The organism is Streptomyces sp. NPDC043908 (assembly GCF_056435525.1).
The window spans coordinates 285,569-309,291 of the sequence record NZ_JBWKEI010000005.1 but is presented as its reverse complement, the minus strand read 5'-3'; the positions used below and the strand labels follow the sequence as shown (position 1 = coordinate 309,291).

General features: G+C 71.2%; 19 protein-coding genes. 4 read left to right on the top strand and 15 right to left on the bottom strand.

Translation table 11 applies throughout. The features are described 5' to 3' along the window. Positions 1-61 precede the first annotated feature (61 nt). The 6 genes from AC069K_RS14290 to AC069K_RS14265 form a co-directional block, all read right to left on the bottom strand. Complete coding sequence (locus AC069K_RS14290) at positions 62-907, bottom strand: shikimate dehydrogenase (protein WP_478615686.1); 846 nt, start codon at positions 905-907, stop codon at positions 62-64. After that, on the bottom strand, positions 904-2,622 hold the full coding sequence (gene mltG, locus AC069K_RS14285; protein ID WP_478615683.1) for an endolytic transglycosylase MltG: 1,719 nt from the start codon (positions 2,620-2,622) through the stop codon (positions 904-906). The genes AC069K_RS14290 and mltG overlap by 4 nt, the downstream gene beginning before the upstream one ends. A 101-nt stretch (positions 2,623-2,723) precedes the next feature. After that, on the bottom strand, positions 2,724-3,188 hold the full coding sequence (gene ruvX, locus AC069K_RS14280) for a Holliday junction resolvase RuvX (RefSeq protein WP_365110190.1): 465 nt from the start codon (positions 3,186-3,188) through the stop codon (positions 2,724-2,726). Further along, the gene (gene alaS, locus AC069K_RS14275) at positions 3,188-5,857 is read right to left on the bottom strand and encodes an alanine--tRNA ligase (protein WP_358831895.1); all 2,670 of its coding nucleotides are present in this window, start codon (positions 5,855-5,857) and stop codon (positions 3,188-3,190) included. The genes ruvX and alaS overlap by 1 nt, the downstream gene beginning before the upstream one ends. Further along, positions 5,857-6,198 (bottom strand): DUF6167 family protein, encoded by a 342-nt coding sequence (locus AC069K_RS14270; RefSeq protein ID WP_478615678.1) that lies wholly within the window; start codon positions 6,196-6,198, stop codon positions 5,857-5,859. Before AC069K_RS14270 ends, alaS begins: the two co-directional genes overlap by 1 nt. Before the next feature lie 7 nt (positions 6,199-6,205). Continuing rightward, the gene (locus tag AC069K_RS14265; protein WP_358831893.1) at positions 6,206-6,628 is read right to left on the bottom strand and encodes a DUF948 domain-containing protein; all 423 of its coding nucleotides are present in this window, start codon (positions 6,626-6,628) and stop codon (positions 6,206-6,208) included. 160 nt (positions 6,629-6,788) lie between these two features. Between AC069K_RS14265 and AC069K_RS14260 the strand changes: the two genes are divergently transcribed. Continuing rightward, a complete protein-coding gene (locus tag AC069K_RS14260; RefSeq protein ID WP_478615675.1) occupies positions 6,789-8,948 on the top strand; it encodes an ATP-binding protein in 2,160 nt (719 codons plus the stop codon). A gap of 14 nt (positions 8,949-8,962) precedes the next feature. Here AC069K_RS14260 and rpsD read toward each other — a convergent pair whose 3' ends face one another. Continuing rightward, entirely contained in the window at positions 8,963-9,577 is a 615-nt protein-coding gene (gene rpsD / locus AC069K_RS14255; RefSeq protein ID WP_101392271.1) for a 30S ribosomal protein S4, read from the bottom strand. Between the two features lie 243 nt (positions 9,578-9,820). Here rpsD and AC069K_RS14250 point away from each other — a divergent pair, with 243 nt between their 5' ends. Continuing rightward, positions 9,821-10,519, top strand: coding sequence for a DUF2470 domain-containing protein (locus tag AC069K_RS14250; RefSeq protein WP_365110242.1), 699 nt, complete (start codon positions 9,821-9,823; stop codon positions 10,517-10,519). A gap of 169 nt (positions 10,520-10,688) precedes the next feature. On the opposite strand, the gene AC069K_RS14245 is transcribed toward AC069K_RS14250, so the two are convergent. From AC069K_RS14245 to AC069K_RS14230, 4 genes are all read right to left on the bottom strand, one after another. Beyond that, complete coding sequence (locus tag AC069K_RS14245) at positions 10,689-12,041, bottom strand: replication-associated recombination protein A (protein ID WP_478615672.1); 1,353 nt, start codon at positions 12,039-12,041, stop codon at positions 10,689-10,691. 103 nt (positions 12,042-12,144) lie between these two features. Continuing rightward, positions 12,145-12,777 (bottom strand): vitamin K epoxide reductase family protein, encoded by a 633-nt coding sequence (locus tag AC069K_RS14240; RefSeq protein ID WP_478615669.1) that lies wholly within the window; start codon positions 12,775-12,777, stop codon positions 12,145-12,147. 192 nt (positions 12,778-12,969) lie between these two features. Next, positions 12,970-14,232, bottom strand: a complete 1,263-nt coding sequence (gene hisS, locus AC069K_RS14235) for a histidine--tRNA ligase (RefSeq protein ID WP_478615666.1) — start codon at positions 14,230-14,232, stop codon at positions 12,970-12,972. A gap of 14 nt (positions 14,233-14,246) precedes the next feature. Beyond that, a complete protein-coding gene (locus AC069K_RS14230) occupies positions 14,247-14,957 on the bottom strand; it encodes an MBL fold metallo-hydrolase (RefSeq protein ID WP_365110209.1) in 711 nt (236 codons plus the stop codon). Between the two features lie 149 nt (positions 14,958-15,106). On the opposite strand from AC069K_RS14230, the gene AC069K_RS14225 reads away from it, so the two are divergent. Both AC069K_RS14225 and AC069K_RS14220 read left to right on the top strand, forming a co-directional pair. Beyond that, complete coding sequence (locus tag AC069K_RS14225; protein WP_365110212.1) at positions 15,107-15,895, top strand: peptidylprolyl isomerase; 789 nt, start codon at positions 15,107-15,109, stop codon at positions 15,893-15,895. A gap of 175 nt (positions 15,896-16,070) precedes the next feature. Next, entirely contained in the window at positions 16,071-17,300 is a 1,230-nt protein-coding gene (locus AC069K_RS14220) for a DUF349 domain-containing protein (protein WP_478615663.1), read from the top strand. A gap of 89 nt (positions 17,301-17,389) precedes the next feature. Here the strand turns inward: AC069K_RS14220 and AC069K_RS14215 are convergent, their stop codons facing one another. From AC069K_RS14215 to secD, 4 genes are all read right to left on the bottom strand, one after another. Further along, positions 17,390-19,879 (bottom strand): RelA/SpoT family protein, encoded by a 2,490-nt coding sequence (locus AC069K_RS14215; protein ID WP_365110218.1) that lies wholly within the window; start codon positions 19,877-19,879, stop codon positions 17,390-17,392. Between the two features lie 286 nt (positions 19,880-20,165). Then, positions 20,166-20,708 (bottom strand): adenine phosphoribosyltransferase, encoded by a 543-nt coding sequence (locus AC069K_RS14210; RefSeq protein ID WP_358831883.1) that lies wholly within the window; start codon positions 20,706-20,708, stop codon positions 20,166-20,168. Then, entirely contained in the window at positions 20,705-21,814 is a 1,110-nt protein-coding gene (gene secF, locus AC069K_RS14205) for a protein translocase subunit SecF (protein WP_478615659.1), read from the bottom strand. The genes AC069K_RS14210 and secF overlap by 4 nt, the downstream gene beginning before the upstream one ends. A 1-nt stretch (position 21,815) precedes the next feature. Then, positions 21,816-23,603 carry a protein translocase subunit SecD gene (secD, locus tag AC069K_RS14200; RefSeq protein ID WP_365110225.1) on the bottom strand — a complete coding sequence of 596 codons (1,788 nt, stop codon included), beginning with the start codon at positions 23,601-23,603 and terminating at the stop codon, positions 21,816-21,818. Positions 23,604-23,723: the final 120 nt, after the last annotated feature.

The following is a 23,723-nucleotide window of genomic DNA, read 5'->3' as shown; positions in this document are numbered from 1 at the left end:
CCGGGGTATGGACCGTCCAGGACCGGCCCGGCGGATCCCCGCGCCCCCGAGGGGGGACGGCTCAGCGGGCCGCCAGGGCCCGCTCGCCCGCCTCGCGCATGACCGCCAGCGGGGCCTTCACCACACCGGTCATCTGCTCCACCTGGAGCACCGCCTGGTGCACCAGGAGGTCGAGGCCGCCCACGACCGCTCCCCCGCGCCCGGCCCAGGCGGCCGCCAGCGGGGTGGGCCAGGGGTCGTAGAGGACGTCGAAGAGGGTGCCGGGCCGCTCGGGCACGGCCGTCGCGAGCGCGTCGGTGGTGCCCGCCGGGGTGGTGGCGACGACCAGCGGCGCCTCGAAGGCCCCGGCCGCGTCCGCCCAGTCGGCGGTGCGCACGGCCACCCCGAGCCGCTCGCCCCAGCCCCGCATCTCCTCGGCCCGGGCGGCGCTGCGCACGTACGCGGTGACCTCTCCCGTACAGATGCGGGCGAGGGCGGCGAGCGCGGAGGACGCGGTGGCGCCCGCGCCGAGCACGGCGGCCGAGCCGACCCGTTCGACCCCGCGCTCGCGCAGGGCGGCGAGCATGCCGGGGATGTCGGTGTTGTCGCCGTAGCGGCGCCCGTCGGCGGTGAGGACGACGGTGTTGACCGCCTCCACCGAGGAGGCGGTGGCGCTGATGCCGTCGAGCAGCGGGATGACGGCCCGCTTCAGCGGCATGGTGAGCGAGAACCCGGCCCAGGACCGGTCGAGTCCGTCGAGGAAGCCGGGCAGGGTGGCCTCGTCCACCTCGAAGCGGTCGTAGGACCAGTGGGTGAGGCCGAGTTCCCGGTAGGCGGCGCGGTGCAGCACCGGGGAGAGCGAGTGCGCGATGGGCGATCCCAGTACGGCCGCCCGTCGCGCACCGCTCTCCTGGCTCGTGGAGCTCACTGGCCGGATTTCTCCTCTTCGTACTTCCTGCGGTTCTGCTCGTGCTCTTCGTTGGTGACCGCGAACAGCGTGTTGTTCTCGGTGACGGAGACGAAGTAGTACCACGGGCCGGGCGTCGGGTTGAGCGCCGAGTGCAGCGCGGACTCACCGGGGTTGCCGATGGGGCCGGGCGGCAGGCCGTGGATGTAGTACGTGTTGTACGGGTGCTTGAAGTCCCGCAGGTGCTTGACCGCGCCGATGTCCAGCGTCGACTGGCTCTTGGCGTAGTTGACCGTGGAGTCGAAGTCGAGCAGGCCGTAGGTCTCGGTGTTGTTGGGCTTGAGGCGGTTGTAGACGACCCGCGCGACCTTGTCGAAGTCGTGCTTGTACTTGCCTTCCGCCTGGACGAGGCTGGCGACCGTGATGAGCTGGAGCGGCGACTTCAGGCCGAGCTTGGACGCCATGCCCTTCAGGTCGACCTTGCCGTACTCGGTGTTGGCGCGCGCGACCATCTTGCGCAGCACGTCCTCGGGCTTGGTGCCCTTGGCGACCGGGTAGCTGGCCGGGTAGAGGAAGCCCTCCAGCGGGTCCTGGATGTCCTTGTTGTCGTTCGCCCAGTCGGGCAGGCCGAGCTTCTTCGCCTGGCTCTTGGCGACGTCCTTGGTCGTGCCCGCCTTGAGTTCGAGGCGCTTGTCGATCTGCTCGTAGACCCAGGCGTTGCGTTTGCCCTCGGGAATGATGAGGTTGTTGCGGCTGGCCGGGTTGAGCATGGCCGCGACCGCGTTGGCCGCCGACATCCCCTTGTTCAGGGTGTAGACGCCGGCCTGGAGGGTCTTGCCCTTGGGGTTCTCGTTCTGCGCGGAGACGAAGGCGCCCTGGCTCTTGACCACGCCGGCCTTGGCCAGGATGCTGCCGATCTCGTAGCCGCCGGCGCCCGGCGGGATCTCCACCTGGACGGGGGTGGAGCCGGTTCCCACGTAGTCGGGGGCCGCGCCGAACTTCTTCTGCCAGAACTGGTAGCCGAAGTAGCCCGCGCCGCCCACGCCGAGCGAGAAGACGACCACGAGCACCAGGCAGGCGCGCCCGCTCTTGCCCTTCTTCTTCTTGCTCTTGCCCCGGCGGTCCCGGCCCGCGCCGCCGCGCCGGGAGCGCGGCTCGTCGTCGTCCTCGTCGGAGCCGGACCCGCCCCGGTCGCCGTCGCCGTCACTGAAGAAGGGGTGGTTCTCCTCCTCCGGCTCCTGCTCCTCGGGGTTCCACTCGGGCGCCTGCTCGGGCACCGTCCGCCGCCGGCCCGGGGGCTGCGGCGGCGGGTACGCCTCGGGCGTGCCGTAGTAGTCCTGGGTCTCGGTGCCGTAGGCGGGGTAGCCCTCGGGCTGCTGGCCCGCGTAGGGCATGGCGGCCTGCTGGCCGGTGTCCCATCCCGCGTGGTACTGCGCCTGCTGGGCGTACTGCTGCTCCTGCGGGTAGCCCTGCTGGGGCTGCTCGCCGTACTGCGGCTGCTGCCCGTAGGACTCCTGCGGCTGCTGCGCGTACTGCTGCTGAGGGTGCTGCTGGTGCTGTTGCTGCTCCGGATGCTGCTGCTCGTGCTGCTGCTGGGCGTACTGCTGCCCACCCTGCTGGTCGCCGTACGGAGTCTGACCGGGCGCGGTCTGCTGCGCGCCCCACCCCTGGTCCCCGTAGAGGGGATCCTCGGGATGCCACGGTTCGGAGCCTGCGCCCCGGCCATACTCAGTCATCGGTCCCCTAGAGCCGCGAGGCATCCGGACGGTCCGCCTCTTTTGCTGTGCGGCTGCTGTTCGAATGTCGCCGCATCGCGCGGAACGTTACCGTATCGCGATCAGATAACCACTTCGACGCCCTCGCCCGGCGGGCGTCCTGACACCCGTTCGGCCTCAAGCGCGGTCTGGAGAATGATCACCGCGGCGGCCTGGTCGATGACCGACCTGCCCTTTTTGGCCTTCACCCCGGAGGCGCGCAGCCCCTGGGTGGCGGTGACCGTCGTCATACGCTCGTCGACCAGCCGGACCGGCACCGGAGCGATGCCCTTCGCCAGTTCGTGGGCGAACTTGCGCACCTTGACCGCCGCCGGGCCCTCGCCCCCGCTGAGGGAGCGGGGCAGCCCCATGACGACCTCGATGGGCTCGTACTCCTCGACGAGTTGACGCAACCGCCGGTGGGCGGCCGGGACATCACGTCCCGGCACGGTCTCCACCGGCGTGGCGAGGACCCCGTCGGGGTCGCACGAGGCGACCCCGATCCGGGCGTCCCCGACGTCGATCGCGAGACGTCGTCCGCGTCGCATCAGACGGTCTCGCCGACCTGGCGCTCGACGGCGTCGATGGCGTCGCCGACCGCGTCCGGGTTCTGGCCGCCGCCCTGGGCGACGTCCGGCTTGCCGCCACCGCCGCCACCGAGGGTCTTGGCGGCGGTACGCACCAGCTCACCGGCCTTGAGACCGCGCTCGCGGGCGGCCTCGTTGGTGGCGATGACCGTCACGGGACGGCCGTTGGCCGTGGTGAACAGGGCCACGACCGCCGGGCGGTCGCCCGGGATGCGGCCGCGCACGTCGAGGACGAGCTTGCGCAGGTCGTCGGCGGAGGTGCCGTCCGGCACCCGGCCGGTGACCAGCGCGACGCCCCGGACGTCCTTGGCGCTCTCGGCGAGCCCGGCGGCGGCCTGGAGCACCTTCTCGGCGCGGAACTTCTCGATCTCCTTCTCGGCGTCCTTCAGCTTGCCGAGCATGGCGGAGATCTTCTCGGGAAGCTCCTCGGGACGGCCCTTGACCAGCTCCTGGAGCTGGGCGACGACCGTGTGCTCGCGGGCGAGGAAGTGGTAGGCGTCCACGCCGACCAGAGCCTCGATACGGCGCACGCCGGAGCCGATGGACGACTCGCCGAGCAGCTTCACCAGGCCCAGCTGGGCGGTGTTGTGGACGTGCGTGCCGCCGCAGAGCTCCTTGGAGAAGTCCCCGATGGTGACGACGCGGACGCGCTCGCCGTACTTCTCGCCGAACTCGGCGATGGCGCCCTGCTTCTTGGCCTCGTCGATCGACATGACCTCGGCCTGGACGTCCAGCTCGCGGGCGAGCACCTCGTTGATCTTCTGCTCGACGTCGGTCATGACCGTGCCGGGGACGGCGTTGGGCGAGCCGAAGTCGAAGCGGAAGCGGCCCGGGGAGTTCTCCGAGCCGGCCTGGGCGGCCGTCGGGCCGAGCGCGTCGCGCAGGGCCTGGTGGGTGAGGTGCGTGGCGGAGTGGGCGCGGGCGATGGCGCGCCGGCGCCGGGTGTCGATGACGGCGTAGGCCGAGGCGCCGACGGTGACCTCGCCGACCTGGACGACGCCCTTGTGGACGTGGACGCCGGGGACCGGCTTCTGCACGTCGCGGACCTCGATGACCGCGCCGCTGTCGAGCCTGATGCGGCCCTGGTCGGCCTGCTGGCCGCCGCCCTCGGCGTAGAAGGGGGTGCGGTCGAGGACGACCTCGACCTCGTCGCCCTCGGAGGCGGCGGGCGAGGGCACGCCGTCGACGAGCAGGCCGACGATCCTCGACTCGTTCTCGGTGAGCGTGTAGCCGGTGAAGTCGGTCTCGCCGGAGCCGTCGGCCACCTCGCGGTAGGCGGACAGGTCGGCGTGGCCGGTCTTCTTGGCCCTGGCGTCGGCCTTGGCCCGCTCGCGCTGCTCCTTCATCAGACGGCGGAAGCCGTCCTCGTCCACCGAGAGGCCCTGCTCGGCGGCCATCTCCAGGGTGAGGTCGATCGGGAAGCCCCAGGTGTCGTGGAGCAGGAAGGCCTTCTCACCGGCGAGGACCGTGCCGCCGCCGGCCTTGGTCTCGGTGACGGCGGTGTCCAGGATGTTGGTGCCGCCCTTGAGGGCCTTGAGGAAGGCGGCCTCCTCGGCGAGCGCGACCGTCTCGATGCGCTTGCGGTCGGTGATCAGCTCCGGGTACTGCTGCCCCATCGTGTCGATCACGACGTCGATGAGCTCCTGGACGACCGGGCCGGTGGCGCCCATCAGGCGCATGTTGCGGATGGCGCGGCGCATGATGCGGCGCAGCACATAGCCGCGGCCCTCGTTGCCGGGGGTGACCCCGTCGCCGATGAGCATCACGGACGTACGGATGTGGTCGGCCACCACCCGCATGGAGACGTCGGTGGTGTGCTGGTCGCCGTAGCGCACACCGGTCAGCTCGGTGGCCTTGTCCATGACCACGCGCAGGGTGTCGGTCTCGTACATGTTCTGTACGCCCTGGAGGATCATGGCGAGGCGTTCGAGGCCGAGACCCGTGTCGATGTTCTTCGACGGCAGGTCGCCGAGGATCGGGAAGTCCTCCTTGCCCTCGCCGGCGCCCCGCTCGTACTGCATGAAGACCAGGTTCCAGATCTCCACGTACCGCTCGTCGTTGACGGCCGGGCCGCCCTCGACGCCGAACTCGGGGCCGCGGTCGTAGTTGATCTCGGAGCAGGGACCGCAGGGGCCGGGGACGCCCATGGACCAGAAGTTGTCCTTCTTGCCCAGGCGCTGGATGCGCTCGGCCGGGACGCCGATCTTCTCGCGCCAGATCTGCTCGGCCTCGTCGTCGTCGAGGTAGACCGTGATCCAGAGCTTCTCCGGTTCCAGGCCGAAGCCGCCGTCCGCCACGGGGCTGGTGAGCAGCTCCCAGGCGTACTGGATGGCGCCTTCCTTGAAGTAGTCGCCGAAGGAGAAGTTGCCGCACATCTGGAAGAACGTGCCGTGCCGGGTGGTCTTGCCGACCTCTTCGATGTCCGGCGTGCGCACGCACTTCTGCACGCTGGTGGCGCGCGGGGCGGGCGGCTTGGTCTCACCCAGGAAGTACGGCTTGAACGGCACCATGCCCGCGTTGACCAGGAGCAGAGTCGGGTCGTCCGCGATGAGCGACGCCGAAGGGACGACGGTGTGACCGCGCTCCTCGAAGAAGCTCAGCCAGCGGCGGCGGATTTCAGCCGACTCCATCAGTGGTCCTCATTCCGGTTGTACGAGATCTTCTTGTAGGAGATCTTCGGGTTCTGCTGGTTGGATTGGTCGATGGCCGCGAGGCGGCGCTGCGCCGGGAGTTCGCGCACGTTGGAGGCGTTCAGGCCCAGCGCGTCGTTGAGTTCGGACTCGCGCTGCGCCATGCCCGCCTTCACGTCGAGCGCGAAGTCCTTGAGCCGGTGGCCCGCCTCGATCGCCTTGTCGGCGGTGCGCGCGGCCAGCGACTCGGGGGTCAGCTGCTTCAGCTTCCGGTTGACCTTGGTGGTGGCCCACACACCGGCCGCGGCGCCCGCGGTGAACCAGAACGTACGGCGGAACATCGCAGCCTCAGCCCTTTCGCTTCCTCCGCCGCGCGGACGGCAGAGTCCGCCCGACGATCACCGTACGAGGCGGCTCGGCGGGCCCGGTTTTCCGTCCGATGGCCCGGCGCACCCCGTAGCCGAAGGCCGCGACCTTCACCAGCGGGCCGCCGAACGTCGAGGCGACCGTGGTGGAGAGCGCCGAGGCGTTGGAGGTGACCTCCTGGACGTCCGAGGCGATCGCGTCGACCCGGTCCAACTGGGTCTGCGCCGAGCGCACGGCCGTCGAGGCGTCCGCGAGCAGCGGGACGGCCTGCTCGGTCACCTCGGCCACCAGCTTGGTCGTCGCCTTCAGCGTCTGGGCCAGCCGTACGAGGACTACGGCGAGGAAGGACACCAGGATCGCCCAGAAGACGGCCACCAGGATCCCGGCCACCTCTCCACCGGACACTTCGCACCGCTCCCTGCGCATCGACCGTCGGACAAGAAAAGTTGTCTCCCGACCCTATCGCGCCGAGGGTCTTGCCCCCTACCGCATTCGGGGCGCGCGCGAGCGGAGTCCCGTCACCCGCTTGTACGCAGCGCTCACCCTTGAGTACTCTGCGTGTCCCATGCGCTCCCCTGTGCCCTCAGAGCTGAACCGCTTCGTCGGGCGAGAACGTGAACTGGCCACGCTGCACGGGCTGCTGGCCGAGGCGCGGCTGGTCACCGTGGTCGGGGTCGGCGGCGTCGGCAAGACCCGGCTGGCGCTGCGCGCCGCGTCCACGGCGGCCGCGCAGGAACGCTACTGCGACGGGGTCCGGCCCGCGGACCTGTCCACGCTCACCGACCCGGACCTGCTCGACCACGCGGTGGTGGAGGCGCTCGGCCTCACCGACCACACCAGCCGGCCGCCGCGCCGCATCCTCCTCGACCACCTCGCCGAGCGCACCCTGCTCCTGGTCCTGGACGGTTTCGAGCAGGTCGTGGACGCCTGCGCGGAGCTGGTCGGCGCGCTGCTGCGGCACTGCCCCGGGCTACGGGTGCTCGCCGCCGGGCGGCTGCCGCTGCGGCTGGCCGGAGAACGGCTGCTGGCGCTGGCGCCGCTGGACGACGAGGACGCGGTGGAGCTCCTCGCCGACCGGGCCGCCGCGGTCCGCGGCGGCCTCGCCCTCACCGACGAGTCGGCCGCGACCGCCCTGGAGCTGTGCCGCAGGCTCGACGGCATCCCGCTGGCGCTGGAGCTGGCGGCCGGACGGCTGGGCGCGCTCTCGGTGGAGCAGGTGCTGCGCCGCCTGGACGACCGGTTCCGGCTGCTGACCGGCGGCGGGCGCGGAGTGCCCGCGCGCCACCAGACCCTGCGCACCACGATCGGCTGGAGCCACGAACTGTGCACCCCGGCGCAGCGGCTGCTGTGGGCGCGGCTCTCGGTGTTCGCGGGGCCGTTCGACCTGGAGGCCGTCGAGTACATCTGCGTCGGCCCGGACCTGCCGCCCGCCTCCGTGCTCGACGTGCTCCAGGACCTCCTGGAGCACTCGCTGGTGGTGCGCGAGGACGGCCCGTCGGGGGTGCGCTACCGGATGCTCGACACCGTACGGGAGTACGGCGCCGACTGGCTGGCGGCGGCCGGGGACGCCGAGCGGCTGCGCCGGCGCCACCGCGACTGGTACCTGGGGCTCGCCACCTGGTGCGAGCTGGACTGGTTCAGCCCCCGCCAGGCGGAGGTCGCGGTGCGGGTGGAGGCGGAGCTGCCCAATCTGCGGGCCGCGATGGACCACTCGCTCGACTGCGGGCGGGACACCCGGCTGGCCCAGTACCTGGCGGCCACGCTCTGGTTCTGCTGGGTGGGCTGCGGGCGGCTGGCGGAGGGCGCGCACTGGCTGGCACTGGTCCTGGAGGCCGGGGGCGGCGACCACGACGGCGCGCGGCTCAAGGCCCTGTGGGTGTTCGGCTACGTCTCGGTGCTGCGCGGCGACACGGCGGCGGCGATCGCGGCCCTGCACGAGTGCCGCGAGGAGGCCGAGCGCACCGGCGACCTGGTGGCGCACGCGTACGCGGTGCACCGCACGGGCTGTCTGGCGCTGGTCTCGGACGACATGCCGAGGGCGGAGGAGCTGCTGCGGGCGGCGCTCGCGCAGTACGAGGAGATCGGCGAGCTCAACAGCAACGTCCTGATGGCGCGGGTCGAGCTGGCGATGGCGGTGGCCTTCCGGGGGCGGCTGCGCGAGGCCGTGGTGATGTGCGAGCGGGTGGTGGAGGTCTGCGAGGACCACGGGGAGCGCTGGGCCAGGGCGTACGCGCTGTACGTCCTCGGGTACGCGGCCTGGCACGGCGAGGACCTGGAGCGGGCGCGGACGCTGCTGGGCGAGTGCCTGGAGATCGACCACGCCTTCCACGACCTGCTGGGGACGGTGCTGGCGCTGGAGATGTTGGCGCTGGTCGCGGTGGACGGCGGCGATCCGGCGGAGGCGGCCGTGCTCCAGGGGGCGGCCGAGGGGATCTGGCCGTCGGTGGGGCTGCCGCTGTTCGGCTCGGAGTGCTTCAACGCGGCCCATGTGCTGTGCGAGCGGCGGGCCCGGGAGCGGCTGGGCGGGGCGGCGTACGAGACGTTCCGGCGCCGGGGCCGCGGGCTCGGTCTGGACGCGGCGGTGGCCCGGGCGCTGGCGGGCGCGGACGGGAGCGCCTCCGAGGTGCCCGCGGCCCGCGAGCCGGCGGCCCCGAGAACGCGAGAGCCCGCCGCCCCTCGCTCCGTACGGAGCGGGGAGACGGCGGGCCGCAGCGCGGAGCGCTGACTACCGCACCCGGATCAGCGGGCGTAGTACTCGACGACGAGCTGCTCGTCGCAGATGACCGGGATTTCCTTGCGGTTCGGGTCACGGTCCAGGCGGAAGGCCAGGGCCTTCAGGTTCACCTGGAGGTAGCGCGGGGTCTCGCCCTCGCCGGCGTAGCCACCCTCGCGGGCCACCTGGAAGGGGTGCTTCTCACGGCTGCGCTCGCGCACGGTGATGACGTCGTCCGGACGGACACGGAACGACGGCTTGTCGACCTTGCCACCGTTGACCTCGATGTGGCCGTGGACGACCATCTGGCGGGCCTGGTAGATGGTGCGGGCGATGCCCGAACGCAGGACCAGGGCGTCGAGGCGGCGCTCGAGCTCGACGACCAGCGCCTCGCCCGTCTTGCCCTCGGCCTTCTTGGCGCGGTCGTAGGCACGCGCCATCTGACGCTCAGAGATGTCGTACTGGGCGCGCAGACGCTGCTTCTCGAGCAGACGGACCTTGTAGTCCGAGTTCTGCTTGCGGCCACGGCCGTGCTCGCCCGGCGGGTACGGACGGGCCTCGAAGTACTTGACGGCCTTCGGCGTCAGCGCGATACCGAGCGCACGGGACTTCTTGACCTTGGGACGCGACTGGTTAGGCACGTTCTCCAAACCTCCATGGTTGGGTTAGGTTAGGCTCACCTTACTCAAGGAGATCGTATGTCTCGTCCGGGGAACACCAGTCACGTCACGGACAGCACGAAGAAGGCCGCACCCGCAGAAGGGGCCGGCTCCACCGGCCCGCAGAACGGGACCGGTACCGGTGCGCAGCATGCCACCGGTCACGTGACGGAGGTCCGATCAGATCGTGGTCAGCCGCGTCCCAGCGGACATGAAATCGCGCGGATGCCGTCAGCAGCCGAGCGCACACGAACTCTCGTACATAGTACCTGCTCGTCCGTGCTGCTTCCGACCGGCCTCGAGGGAGCCCGCCCGGAGCAGCTGGTGCCCCGGCTGCGCAACGTCGGCCCCGAGGGCGATCTGTTCCTGCTCTTCCCCGCCGACTCCCCCGCCGTACGGGCCGCCACGCACGCCCAGGACGACGAGCTGTCCGCCGTGCTGGAGATCACCGATGTGGCGCCGGTCTCCGTCCCCCACCGTATCCGGGGCCGCGCCTGGATCACCGGCTGGCTCACCCGCGTCCCCGGCCTCGCGCCGCCCGGCAGCATGACGCTGCGGCTGGAGGTGAACGAGGCGTACGTGGACGATCTGTGGGGCGCGAGCGCGGTGGAGCCCGAGGCGTTCGCCGCCGCCGAGCCCGATCCGCTGGTCCGGGACGAGAGCGAGCTGCTCCAGCACCTCCACGCCCACCACGGGGAGCAGGTGCGCTCACTGTGCGGTCTGGTGGCCCGGCTCGGGCCCGGCGGGGACCGGGGCACGGCCTCGGTCACGCCGCTGGCGCTGGACCGGTTCGGGCTGCGGGTGCGGTTCCGGGACACCGACGGGCGCTGCTTCGACGCGCGGTTCGAGTTCCCGGAGCCGGTGACCGGCCTCGGCCAGCTGCGCCGGGCCATGCGACGGCTCTTCGAGGCGGCGGCGGACTGAGGGGCCCACGGCCTCGGACCGGACGGCCGAGGGGCGCCGGGGGCGGGGTGGTGCCCCGGGCGGGGTGCGCGGGGCGGGGTTGCCCGGGGCGGGGTGCCCGGGACGGGGTTGCCCTGGGCGGGAGCGTCCGAGGCGGGGTGCCCGGGGCCGGAGCGCCCGAGGCTGGGTCCTACTCGCCCCGGCCCAGCCGCTCGCGGACCTTCTCCACCACGTCCGCGTACCGCGCCTCCGCGCCGTAGCGCGTGGGCTCGTAGTAGCGCTTGTCGGCGACCGCGTCCGGTGCGTACTGCTGGGCGGCGATCGCGCCCGGCACGTCGTGCGGGTACACGTACCCCTGGGCGTGGCCGAGCTTGGCCGCGCCCTTGTAGTGGCCGTCGCGCAGATGCGGCGGGACCGGACCGGCCAGGCCCTTGCGGACGTCCTCCATCGCGGCGGCGATCGCGGTCGTCGCCGCGTTCGACTTGGGGGCCAGGGCCAGGGCGATGGTGGCGTGGCTGAGGGTGAGGGCCGCCTCGGGGAAGCCGATCATGGCGACCGCCTGGGCGGCGGCGACGGCCGTCGGCAGCGCCGTCGGGTCCGCGAGGCCGATGTCCTCGCTCGCGGAGATCATCAGCCGTCGGGCGATGAACCGCGGGTCCTCGCCGGCCTCGATCATCCGCGCCAGGTAGTGCAGCGCCGCGTCCACGTCCGAGCCGCGGATCGACTTGATCAGGGCGCTCGCCACGTCGTAGTGCTGGTCGCCGTCCTTGTCGTACTTCACGGCCGCCCGGTCGACCGTCTCCTCGACCGTCCGGAGCGTGACCTCCCGCTCCTCCTGGGCCAGGGCCGAACCCGCCGCCGCCTCCAGGGCGGTCAGCGCGCGCCGGGCGTCGCCGCCCGCGATCCGCAGCAGATGCGCCTCCGCGTCCTCGGCCAGCGTCACCGCGCCGCCGAGGCCGCGCTCCTCCGCGACCGCCCGGCGCAGCAGGGCGCGCAGGTCGTCGTCGGTGAGCGGCTCCAGGGTGAGCAGCAGGGAGCGGGAGAGCAGCGGGGAGATCACCGAGAAATACGGGTTCTCGGTGGTGGCCGCGATCAGCGTGACCCAGCGGTTCTCCACCGCCGGGAGCAGCGAGTCCTGCTGGGCCTTGGAGAAGCGGTGGATCTCGTCGAGGAAGAGGACGGTCTCCTTGCCGAAGCCGCCGATGGCCCGGCGGGCCCCGTCGATCACGGCCCGCACTTCCTTGACGCCCGCGGTGATCGCGGAGAGCTCGACGAACCGCTTGTTGGTCGCCTTCGACACCACGTACGCCAGGGTCGTCTTGCCGGTGCCGGGCGGGCCCCAGAGGATCACGGAGGAGGGCCCGGCGGGACCGCCGCTCCCCTCCCCCACCAGGCGGCGCAGCGGTGAGCCGGGCTTCAGCAGATGCTGCTGGCCCACGACTTCGTCGAGGACGCGCGGGCGCATCCGGACGGCCAGAGGGCTGCCCGCCGGGTCTTTCTCCTGGCGGTCCTCTGCGGCTGCGGTGAACAGGTCGGGCTCCACGTCAAGAACCCTATGCCACCCCACTGACAATGCCGTCAGGACGGCGAAAACCCCTGCTCAGGCCCTGTAGGGCCGTGCACAGGGGCCACCCCCGTCCGTCGCGTCAGCTGGTCCAGAAGTCCCACCAGCGGGTCAGGATGAGCATGCCGATGATCCCGACGTGCAGCACCGGCAGCACCCAGGTGAACTCCGACAGGAACGACTTCAGCCAGCCCGGCGCCGGCAGCAGGCCGCGGCGGATGTTGTGCGAGGTCACGTACCAGAACATGAGGATCGTGGCGACCCAGGCCAGGCAGCACCACAGGCACAGCGCGTTGATCCGGTACAGCGACTGGAACTGCAGCCAGGCGCAGAATCCGACGCCGAAGAGCGTGCCGGCGTTGAGGGTCAGCCAGTACCAGCGCCGGAAGCGGGCGCCCGCCAGCAGGCTCATGCCGACCGCGATGACGATCCCGTACGCCACCAGGCCCAGCATCGGGTTCGGGAAGCCGAACGCCGACGCCTGGTCGCTCTTCATGATGTTGCCGCAGGAGACCACCGGGTTGAGGCTGCATCCCGGGGTGAAGTTCGGGTCCTCCAGCAGCTTGAACTTGTCGAGCGTGATGACCCAGGCCGCGAGCAGTCCGGCGGCGCCCGTGATCACCAGGAGCCACGCGAACGCGCGGCCGGCCCCGACGGTGCCCTCGGTGCTCACCTGCTCCTGGCCGGAGGAGACGTCGTCAACTGTTGTGGTCATATCGCCGTTCCGTCATTCCGTGGCTGCTGGGCAGGGTCATTGTGCCGCAATCCATGGCCCGGCCACCGTTCGATGCGGATAAGGACGACGGCGGCGGCGGTGCCGAGTCCGGCCCGCGGGGACCGGACTTGGCACTTCGCCACCGCTGTCATCCATCAGGACGACGCCGTACGTACCGAGTTGACGCGACTGTCAGACCAGGCGCGCGCGCACGGCCTCGACGGCGTCCGCGAGCGGGACCGCCACCTGGTCGCCGGACTCCATGTCCTTGAGCTGGACCACGCCCTCGGCCAGGTCCCGCTCGCCCGCGACCAGGGTGAGGCGGGCGCCGGAGCGGTTGGCGTTCTTCATGGCGCCCTTGAGGCCCTTGCCGCCGAAGCTGAAGTCGGCCGCCACCCCGGACCTGCGCAGCTCGGTGACCACCCGGAACAGCACCCGCCGTGCCTCCTCGCCCAGCGGCACCGCGAAGACGCTGGTCGCGGAGGGGATGTCGAGGGCGACGCCCTCGGCCTCCAGGGCCAGGACCGTGCGGTCCACGCCCAGCGCCCAGCCCACCGACGGCAGCGCGGGGCCGCCGATCATCTCGGAGAGGCCGTCGTAGCGGCCGCCGCCGCCGACCGCGGACTGCGAGCCCAGACCGTCGTGGACGAACTCGAAGGTGGTGCGGGTGTAGTAGTCGAGGCCGCGCACCAGCCGGGCGTCGTCCTCGTACGCCACGCCCTCGGCGGTCAGGAGCTCGCGCACCTCCTCGTGGTACGCCTTGCACGCGTCGCACAGGTAGTCGCGCAGCAGCGGCGCGCCCGCCAGCTGCTTCTGGACCGCGTCCCGCTTGTCGTCGAGGACGCGCAGCGGGTTGATCTCGGCCCGGCGCAGGGTGTCCTCGTCGAGGTCGAGGCCGCGCAGGAAGTCCTGGAGGGCGGCCCGGTAGACGGGACGGCACTCCTGGTCGCCCAGCGAGTTCAGCAGGATGCGAAAGTGGCGCAGGCCGAGCGAGCGGTAGGCGTCGTTCGCCAGGATGATCAGCTCGGCGTCGAGCGCCGGGTCCTCCGCGCCGATCGCCTCGGCGCCGACCTGCGAGAAGTGGCGGTAGCGGCCCTTCTGGGGGCGTTCGTAGCGGTAGTACGAGCCCGAGTACCAGAGCTTGACGGGCAGGTTTCCGGCCTTGTGCAGATTGGCCTCCAGGGCCGCGCGCAGCACGGAGGCGGTGCCCTCGGGGCGCAGGGCGAGGCGGTCGCCGCCCTTGGTCTCGAAGGCGTACATCTCCTTGGTCACGATGTCGGTGGACTCACCGACGCCGCGCGCGAACAGCTCGACGTTCTCGAAGCCGGGGGTCTCGATGTAGCCGTAGCCCGACCGCTTCAGGGGCGCCGCGATGGCCTCGCGCACCGCGAGGAAGCGGGCCGAGTCGGGCGGGAGCAGGTCGTAGGTGCCCTTGGGAGCCTGGAAGGTACTCATGGGGAAGCTTCTCGTCACATTCCTCGTCGGGGAGAGGCGATGCCCTCTCCCGGGCCGGCGGCCACCTGCCGCAGATACGGGTTGGTGGCGCGCTCCTGGCCGATGGTGGTCTGGGAGCCGTGGCCGGACAGCACCACGGTCGAGTCGTCGAGCGGCAGGCACACGCGGCCCAGCGACTCGAGGAGCTCGGCGTGGCTGCCGCCGGGCAGGTCGGTGCGTCCGACGGAGCCGGCGAAGAGCAGGTCGCCCGAGAACAGGATCGGAGGGATGTCCTCCGCCTCGGGCAGCCCGAACGTCACCGACCCCTTGGTATGGCCGGGCGCGTGCGACACGGTGAGCTCCATGCCGGCGAGCTCCAGCGTCGCGCCGTCCGTCAGCTCCTTGACGTCGTCCGGTTCGCCGATGGTCAGCTCGCCCATGATCTGCGCGCCGAAGGAGCGGCCGAGGGCCTTCTCCGGGTCGCTCATCATGTACCGGTCCGAGGGGTGGATCCAGGCGGGAACGTCATGGGCGCCGCAGACCGGGACGACCGAGGCGCAGTGGTCGATGTGGCCGTGGGTGAGGACGACGGCGACGGGCCTGAGCCGATGCTTCCTCAGTGCGTCCTCGACTCCCTGGGCGGCCTGGTGGCCCGGGTCGATGATCACGCACTCCTCGCCGGCGGCGGGGGCGACCAGGTAGCAGTTGGTCCCCCAGGCCCCGGCGGGGAACCCGGCAATGAGCACGATCGTCCTCAGTTTCTCGTACGGCGGGTGATTGCGGCTGTTCAGAGCCTACCGGCGCTGCTCCTGTCACAGCGAACCCATATACGGTACGGGCACAGTCCGCGCGTACACGCGTCCGTACGCCACTACACCGCACAAGGAGACCACCGGTGGTCAGCAGCGATCAGCGCCGGCGCCAGCTCGCCCGGGAGAAGTTCGAGCGTCAGCAGCGCCGCCGTGAGGAGGCCCGGCGCAAGGCCAAGCGCCGCAACACCGTCATCGCGGCCACCCTCGCGGTGGTCGTCGCGGCGGGCGGGGCGGCCTTCGCCACGGGAGCCTTCGACGGCGACGACGACAAGAAGTCGGACGCCGCCTCCCCCTCCGCGACGCCGACGCCCCCGGCGAGCAAGGACTCGGCCCCGGAGCCGAAGATGGCGATCGACCAGAAGGCCTCGTACACGATGTCGCTGAAGACCAGCGCGGGCGACATCGCGTTCACGATGGCGGCGGCGAAGACGCCGCACACGGTCAACTCGTTCAAGTCGCTCGCCGACAAGGGTTACTTCGACAACACGAAGTGTCACCGGCTGACCACGCAGGGGATCTTCGTCCTCCAGTGCGGCGACCCCAAGGGCGACGGCACCGGCGGCCCCGGCTACACGATTCCGGACGAGAACCTGACGGCCCTGGGCAAGGCGGGCGCGGAGGGGACGGTCACCTACCCGGCGGGCACCGTCGCGATGGCCAACACCGGCCAGCCGCACACCGGCGGCAGCCAGTTCTTCCTGGTCTACAAGGAGACCAAACTGCCGCCCACCTACACGCCGTTCGGCACGATGGACGCCGCCGGGCTCAAGGCCGTCCAGGAGGTCGCGAAGGCGGGTGTGGCGGGAGGTGCCGGGGACGGTGCGCCCAAGACGGCCGTCACCATCACGAAGGCCGCCGTCAACAAGGACTGACCCGCGGAATTCGGCCGCGCTGAGTGCGGACAGCCGGGCGGCCGGTCGCCTAGATTGGCGTTGTGCAGCGCGGTGACGAACGCGCTGTGGAGGACGGGCGAGGCCCGTCCCGGAAACTGTGGACGATGCCGTGAGGGCCGGACCCCTCGTGTGGGCATCATGTGGAGGAGGCGCTGTGAGCAGCGACCCGTGGGGCCGCGTCGATGAGACGGGCACCGTGTATGTGCGTACAGCCGAGGGCGAAGTCGTCGTCGGATCGTGGCAGGCGGGGACTCCCGAGGAGGCCCTGGCCTACTTCGAGCGCAAATACGAGGGCCTGGTTGTCGAGATCGGCCTCCTCGAGCGGCGGGTGAGGACCACCGACCTGTCGGCGAAGGACGCCCAGGCGGCGATCGACCACCTGCGCTCGCAGGTGGACGAGCACCACGCGGTGGGTGACCTCGACGCGCTGCGCAAGCGGCTCGACAAGCTGGTCGAGACCGTCGAGTCGCGGCGCGAGGAGCGCAAGGCCCAGAAGGCCAAGCAGACCGACGAGGCCAAGCACGCCAAGGAGGCGCTGGTCGCCGAGGCCGAGGAGCTGGCGCAGAGCGAGCAGTGGCGCTCGGCCGGTGAGCGGCTGCGGGCCCTCGTGGACACCTGGAAGGGCCTGCCCCGGCTCGACCGGAAGTCCGACGACGAGCTGTGGCACCGCTTCTCGCACGCGCGCTCGGCGTTCTCCAAGCGCCGCAAGGCGCACTTCGCCTCGCTGGACGCCCAGCGCGAGGAGGCCCGCAAGGCCAAGGAGAAGCTGGTCGTCGAGGCCGAGTCTCTCTCCTCGTCCACGGACTGGGCCACCACGGCGGCCCGCTACCGCGAGCTGATGGCCGACTGGAAGGCGGCGGGCCGCGCCCAGCGCGAGGCCGAGGACGAGCTGTGGAACCGCTTCCGCGGCGCCCAGGACGTCTTCTTCGCCGCGCGCGGCGAGGTCTTCGCGGAGCGCGACGCCGAGCAGACCGAGAACCTCAAGCTCAAGGAGGAGCTGGCCGTCGAGGCCGAGAAGCTCGTCCCGGTGACCGATCTGAAGGCGGCCCGCGCGGCCTTCCGCGGCATCAACGAGCGCTGGGAGGCCATCGGCCACGTGCCGCGCGACGCGCGTCCCAAGGTCGAGGGCCGGATGCACGCGGTGGAGCGGGCCCTCAAGGAGGCCGAGGAGTCCGAGTGGCGCCGCACCAACCCGGAGGCACGCGCGCGTGCCGCGGGTCTGACGGGCCAGCTCCAGGCCGCCGTCGACAAGCTGCGCGGCCAGATCGACGCGGCGCGCGCGGCGGGCAACAACGCCAGGGCCGACAAGCTCGCCAAGGAGCTGGAGGGCCGCCAGGCCCTGCTCGACCAGGCCCTGAAGGGGCTGGAGGAGTTCGGCGGCTGACGCACGCAGCGCAGCCTGCGGCATCACACGAACGAGGGCCCGCCCGTGGTGACACGGGCGGGCCCTCGTTCGTGTGTGCCCCGGGAGGGTTACGGCCGGCGGGCCGACGTCACCCGGTACACGTCGTACACGCCCTCCACCCCTCGCACGGCCTTCAGGACGTGGCCGAGGTGCTTGGGGTCGCCCATCTCGAAGGTGAAGCGCGAGGTGGCCACCCGGTCGCGGGAGGTCTGGACAGCCGCCGAAAGGATGTTGACGTGCTGGTCGGACAGGACGCGGGTGACGTCCGACAGGAGCCGGGAGCGGTCCAGCGCCTCGACCTGGATGGCGACCAGGAAGACCGACGACTGGGTGGGCGCCCACTCGACTTCGAGGATCCGCTCCGGCTGCTGCGAGAGCGAGTCGACGTTGACGCAGTCCGCCCGGTGCACCGAGACACCGCTGCCGCGGGTGACGAAGCCGATGATCGGGTCGCCGGGGACGGGCGTACAGCAGCGGGCCAGCTTGACCCACACGTCGTCGACGCCCTTGACCACCACGCCCGGGTCGGCGTTGGCCCGGCGCTTGCTGCGTCCGCGCGAGGGCGGCGCCGACTCGGCGATGTCCTCGTTGGCCGCCTCCTCGCCGCCGAGCGCCTGCACCAGTTTCTGGACGACGCCCTGGGCCGCCACATGGCCCTCGCCGATCGCCGCGTACAGCGAGGAGATGTCGGGGTAGCGCATCTCGTGGGCGAGGGTGACCAGTGAGTCGCCGGTGAGGATCCGCTGGATCGGCAGGTTCTGCTTGCGCATGGCGCGCGCGATGGCGTCCTTGCCCTGCTCGATCGCCTCGTCGCGGCGCTCCTTGGAGAACCAGCCGCGGATCTTGTTGCGGGCGCGCGGCGACTTGACGAAGCCCAGCCAGTCGCGCGAGGGCCCGGCGCCGGCCGCCTTGGAGGTGAAGACCTCCACCAGGTCGCCGTTGTCCAGCGTCGATTCCAGCGGTACGAGCCGGCCGTTGACGCGTGCGCCTATGGTCCGGTGGCCGACCTCCGTGTGGACCGCGTACGCGAAGTCGACGGGCGTGGCACCCGCCGGGAGCGCTATGACGTCGCCCTTGGGGGTGAAGACGAAGACCTCGTTGCGCGACAGGTCGAAGCGCAGGGACTCCAGGAACTCGCTGGGGTCCTCGGTCTCCTTCTGCCAGTCGAGCAGCTGGCGCAGCCACGCCATGTCGTTGATGTGGTCGTCCTTGCCGGCCTTCTTCGGCACGTCGGTGCGCACCTTGGAGGCGCCGGCGACGGCCTCCTGCTTGTACTTCCAGTGCGCGGCGATGCCGTACTCGGCGCGGCGGTGCATGTCGAACGTACGGATCTGGAGCTCGACGGGCTTGCCGTTGGGGCCGATGACCGTGGTGTGCAGCGACTGGTACATGTTGAACTTGGGCATCGCGATGTAGTCCTTGAACCGCCCCGGAACCGGGTTCCAGCGGGCGTGGACCGTGCCCAGCGCCGCGTAGCAGTCGCGGACGGTGTCCACCAGGACGCGGATGCCCACCAGGTCGTAGATCTCCGCAAAGTCACGGCCGCGGACGATCATCTTCTGGTAGACGCTGTAGTAGTGCTTGGGGCGGCCGGTGACGGTCGCCTTGATGCGGGCGGCGCGCAGGTCGGACTGGACCTCGTCGGTCACTATGGCGAGGTACTCGTCGCGCTTGGGCGCCCGCTCGGCCACCAGCCGGACGATCTCGTCGTACATCTTGGGGTAGAGGATCGCGAAGGCGAGGTCCTCCAGCTCCCACTTGATGGTGTTCATGCCCAGGCGGTGGGCGAGCGGAGCGTAGATCTCCAGGGTCTCGCGGGCTTTCTTCTCCTGCTTCTCCCGCTTGAGGTAGCGCATGGTGCGCATGTTGTGCAGGCGGTCGGCGAGCTTGATGACCAGGACGCGCGGGTCCTTGGCCATGGCGACGACCATCTTGCGCACGGTCTCGGCCTGCGCCGCGTCGCCGAACTGGACCCGGTCGAGCTTGGTGACGCCGTCGACGAGCAGGGCCACCTGGTCGCCGAAGTCGCGGCGCAGGGTGTCCAGGCCGTACTCGGTGTCCTCGACGGTGTCGTGGAGCAGCCCGGCCATCAAGGTCGCCGGGTCCATGCCCAGCTCGGCCAGGATGGTGGTGACGGCGAGCGGGTGCGTGATGTACGGGTCGCCGCTCTTGCGCTTCTGGCCGCGGTGCCAGCGCTCGGCGACCTGGTAGGCCTTCTCGACCTGGCGCAGTGTGGCGCTCTCGATCTTCGGGTCGTTGCCGCGCACTATCCGCAGCAGCGGTTCGAGGACCGGGTTGTACGCGGAGGTGCGCTGCACACCGAGGCGGGCGAGCCGGGCGCGGACGCGGTTGGAGGAGCCGCCGCCGGAGCGGGCCGGGGGGCTCGCGGGGGGCGTGGCCTTGGGCGCCGGGGCCGCCGCGCGGGGCCGCTGGGGCGTCTGCGGGGTGACCGGCTCGGGCTCCGCCGCGGGCTGCTGGGGCGCGGCGGGGGCCGCCGTGGGCTGCTCGGCCTGCTGGTCGGGCCGCTCGGCGGAGAGTGGCTGGGCCTCGTCTGGCAAGAGCGCTCCTCTGGGGTCCCCCCGGACGGGGTCTGGGGGAGGATCCGGGTCCCCCGGTCAGGCCCGGAACCCCATGGTATCGATCCTGGGCGGCCGGTTCGTGTCGGGCGGGTGTGACCGGCTGTAGCCGGGCCGCCGCGTCCTTGGGAAGGACCTCCGCTCCCGGGGCGGGGCGGGCGGCCGGTTCGGCTTGCCCGACCGGCCCTCACCAGGCACATCGGCGTCAACGCGGAAGGCGGGCCCCGGATTCCCCCGGCGCCCGCCTCCTGATGTCCGTAGCCCTTGCTCAGAGCGTGATGAGGGCCTCCAGCGGGGCCCCGCGCAAGGCGGGTTCCAGCCGCTCGCGCCCGGCCAGGAAGCCGAGCTCCATCAGGACGGCCACTCCGGCCACCTCGGCCCCGGCCCGCCGGATGAGCTCCAGCGAGGCCTCGGCCGTGCCCCCGGTCGCCAGGACGTCGTCGATGACCATGACGCGGTCGCCCGCGGCCAGGTCCTCGGCGTGCACCTCGATCTCCGCCGTGCCGTACTCCAGCTCGTAACGCTGGGAGAGCGTGGCTCCGGGGAGCTTGCCCGCCTTGCGTACGGGGATGAAGCCGATGCCGGCGCGGACCGCGACCGGGGCCGCCAGGATGAAGCCGCGCGCCTCCAGGCCGACGATCTTCGTCGCGCCGTGGCGTACGCACAGCTCGGCGAGGGCGTCGGTCAGGGCCGTGAACGCGGCCGGGTCCGCGAGCAGCGGCGTGATGTCCTTGAACAGCACGCCCGGCTTCGGGTAGTCCGGTACGTCACGGATGCGGCTGAGCAGCAGCTCCTGGGTGGAGACCGTCATCGCCGCTTCCCCCGGTTGTTGCGGGAGGGCTGGCGGCGCTGGCCGACGACCGCGCCGGCGGTCGCGGTCGCGTCCTGCGCGTCCTCGCCGTCGTGCGGCTCGCCGTCACGGGACTCGTCGGCGGTCTCGCCCTTGGCCGCGGCGGCGGCCCGCTTGGCGAGCACCCGCTTCTTGAGGGCCTTCATCTGCGGGTCGCGCTCCTTGAGGTCCGCGACCAGCGGGGTGGCGATGAAGATCGACGAGTACGCGCCGGCCGCGAGGCCGACGAAGAGCGACAGCGAGATGTCGTTCAGCATGCCGGCGCCGAGGACGCCGCCACCGATGAACAGCAGGCCCGCCACCGGGAGCAGCGCGACGACCGTGGTGTTGATGGAACGCACCAGGGTGCCGTTGAGGCTCTTGTTGGCCATCTCGCTGTAGGTGAGCCTGGTCTGCTTGGTGATGCCCCGCTGGCCCTCCTTGAGACCGTCGAAGACGACGACGGTGTCGTAGAGCGAGTAACCGAGGATGGTGAGCAGACCGATCACGGTGCCCGGCGTGACCTCGAAGCCGACCAGCGCGTAGATACCGACGGTGATCGTGATGTCGTGGATCAGCGCGACCAGGGCCGCGAGCGCCATGCGCCACTCGAAGGCGATCGCCAGATAGATCACCACGAGGATCATGAACACGATCAGACCGGTCCACGCCTTGTTGGCGATCTGGTCGCCCCAGCTGGGACCGACGAGGTCGGCGTTGATGTCCTCGGCCGGGACCTTGAGTTCCTTGGAGAGCTGGGTCTTGATCGTGTCCGACTTCGCGGTGTCGATACCGCTGATCTGGATGCGCAGGCCCTTGTTGCCGAGCTTCTGCACGATCGCGTCGTGGCCGGAGGCGCGCTCCGCGACCTCCTCCGCCTGGGCGACCGAGGCGGAGGTCTTCGGGGTGGTGAAGACCGCGCCGCCCTCGAACTCGATACCCATCGTCAGACCCCGCACCGCCAGGCCCAGGATGGCCGTGATGGTGATCAGGATCGAGATGCCGTACCAGATCTTCCGCTTGCCGACGAAGTCGTAGCCGACCTCACCGCGGTAGAGCCGGGCGCCGAGATGACCGAGTCGCGACATCTCACGCCTCCTTCGGGTCGGTGGGAGCGGCGGGGGTGCGGCGGGAGCGGCGCAGCGGCGGCCTGGCGCCCAGACGCTGCGGATCCAGACCGGACCACGGGTGGCCGCCGGCGAAGAACTGCTTGCGCGCGAGGAGCGTCATCACCGGCTTGGTGAAGAGGAACACCACGACGATGTCGAGCAGGGTGGTCAGGCCCAGCGTGAACGCGAAGCCCTGGACCTTGCCGACGGTCACGATGAAGAGCACCGCGGCGGCGAGGAACGACACGAAGTCGGAGACCATGATCGTGCGCCGGGCGCGGGGCCAGGCCCGCTCGACGGCCGGGCGCAGGGTCCGGCCCTCGCGGATCTCGTCCCGGATCCGTTCGAAGTACACGATGAACGAGTCCGCCGTGATGCCGATGGCGACGATGGCGCCGCAGACCGCGGGCAGGTTCAGCGCGAAGTTGATGGCCGGACCGAGCAGCGCCATGATCACGTACGTGAGCACCGCGGAGACCACGAGGCTCAGGATCGCGACCAGCGCCAGACCCCGGTAGTAGAGCACCAGGTAGATGATGACCAGCGCCAGGCCGATGGCGCCGGCGATCAGACCGGCGTGCAGCTGGTCGGCGCCGAGCGCGGCGGTGACGGTGGTGACGCTCTGCTCCTCGAAGGAGAGCGGCAGGGCGCCGTAGGAGAGCACGTTCGCCAGGTCGTTGGCGGAGCGCTGGTTGAAGCTGCCGGAGATCTCGGCGCTGCCGCTGAGCGTCTGGCTCACCGACGGGGCGGAGACGACCTGGTTGTCCAGCGCGATGGCGAACTGGTTCTGCGGGGACTGCTGCTTCGACAGCTTGCCGGTGATCGACTGGAACTTCTTCGAGCCCTTGCCCGTGAAGTCCATCTGGACGATCCACATGCCGCGCTGCTGGTCGATGACCGCCTTGGCCTTCTTGACGTCCGTGCCCTCGATCTCGGCCGGACCCAGGATGTACTTGGCCTCACCGGTCTGGTCGCAGGCCGCGATGGGGTCCGAGGCCTTGCTGCCGAAGGCCGCCTTGGCGCGCGACTCCTTGGTGGAGCAGTCGAGTGCCTCGAACTGCTTCTGGAGCTTGGCCACGGCCGCCGCGTCGCCCGTGGGCGGCACGGGCGGGGTCGCACCCGGCGTCGTACCCGGCTTGGGAGGGGTCGACGGGATGCCCGGCGTGGTCTTCGGGGAGGGCTTGCCGTCCGCCTTGAGGGCGTCGGTGAGGGCGCGGCCCTGCGGCGTCGACTTCGCGCTCGGCTTGGCCGACGGCGTCGAGGACGGCTTGTTCTTGTCGCCGTTCTTGCCGGCCTTGTCCGCGCCCTTGCTGGCCGAGGGGCTCGGCGAGCCGCTGGGCTGGGGCTTGGCGGGGGTGCCGGCGGCGACCGTCAGGACGGGCCGGAAGTACAGCTTGGCGGTGGTGCCGACCTGCTGGCGGGCCTGCTCCGAGTTCGTCCCCTTGGGGATGTTGACGATGATGTTGCGATCGCCCTGGGTCTGGACCTCGGCCTCGGAGACACCCAGACCGTTGACACGGCGGTTCATGATCGAGACCGCGGTGTCCATGTTCTTCTTGTTGATCGCCTTTTCCTGGCCGGGCTCGGCCTTCGCCTTGAGCGTGATGCTCGTACCGCCGGCGAGGTCGATGCCCAGGCGGGGCGTGTTGTGCCCGGAGGCGAACATGCCGCCCGCGAGGGCCACCATGGCGATCAGGAACAGGACCAGGGTGCGCCCCGGCCTGCCCTGGGCCCCCGCCGGCCTTCGGCCCTTCTTCGGTGCTGCCACCTTGTCGTTTCTCCCTGTCCAACCGCCCGCGCCGGGTGTGCGCCCGGGCGGCACGAAGTGTTGTGGGGACGTCCCCCGTGGAAGTCGTCACCCTCGGCGGGACCGGCGGGCGCGCGAGGG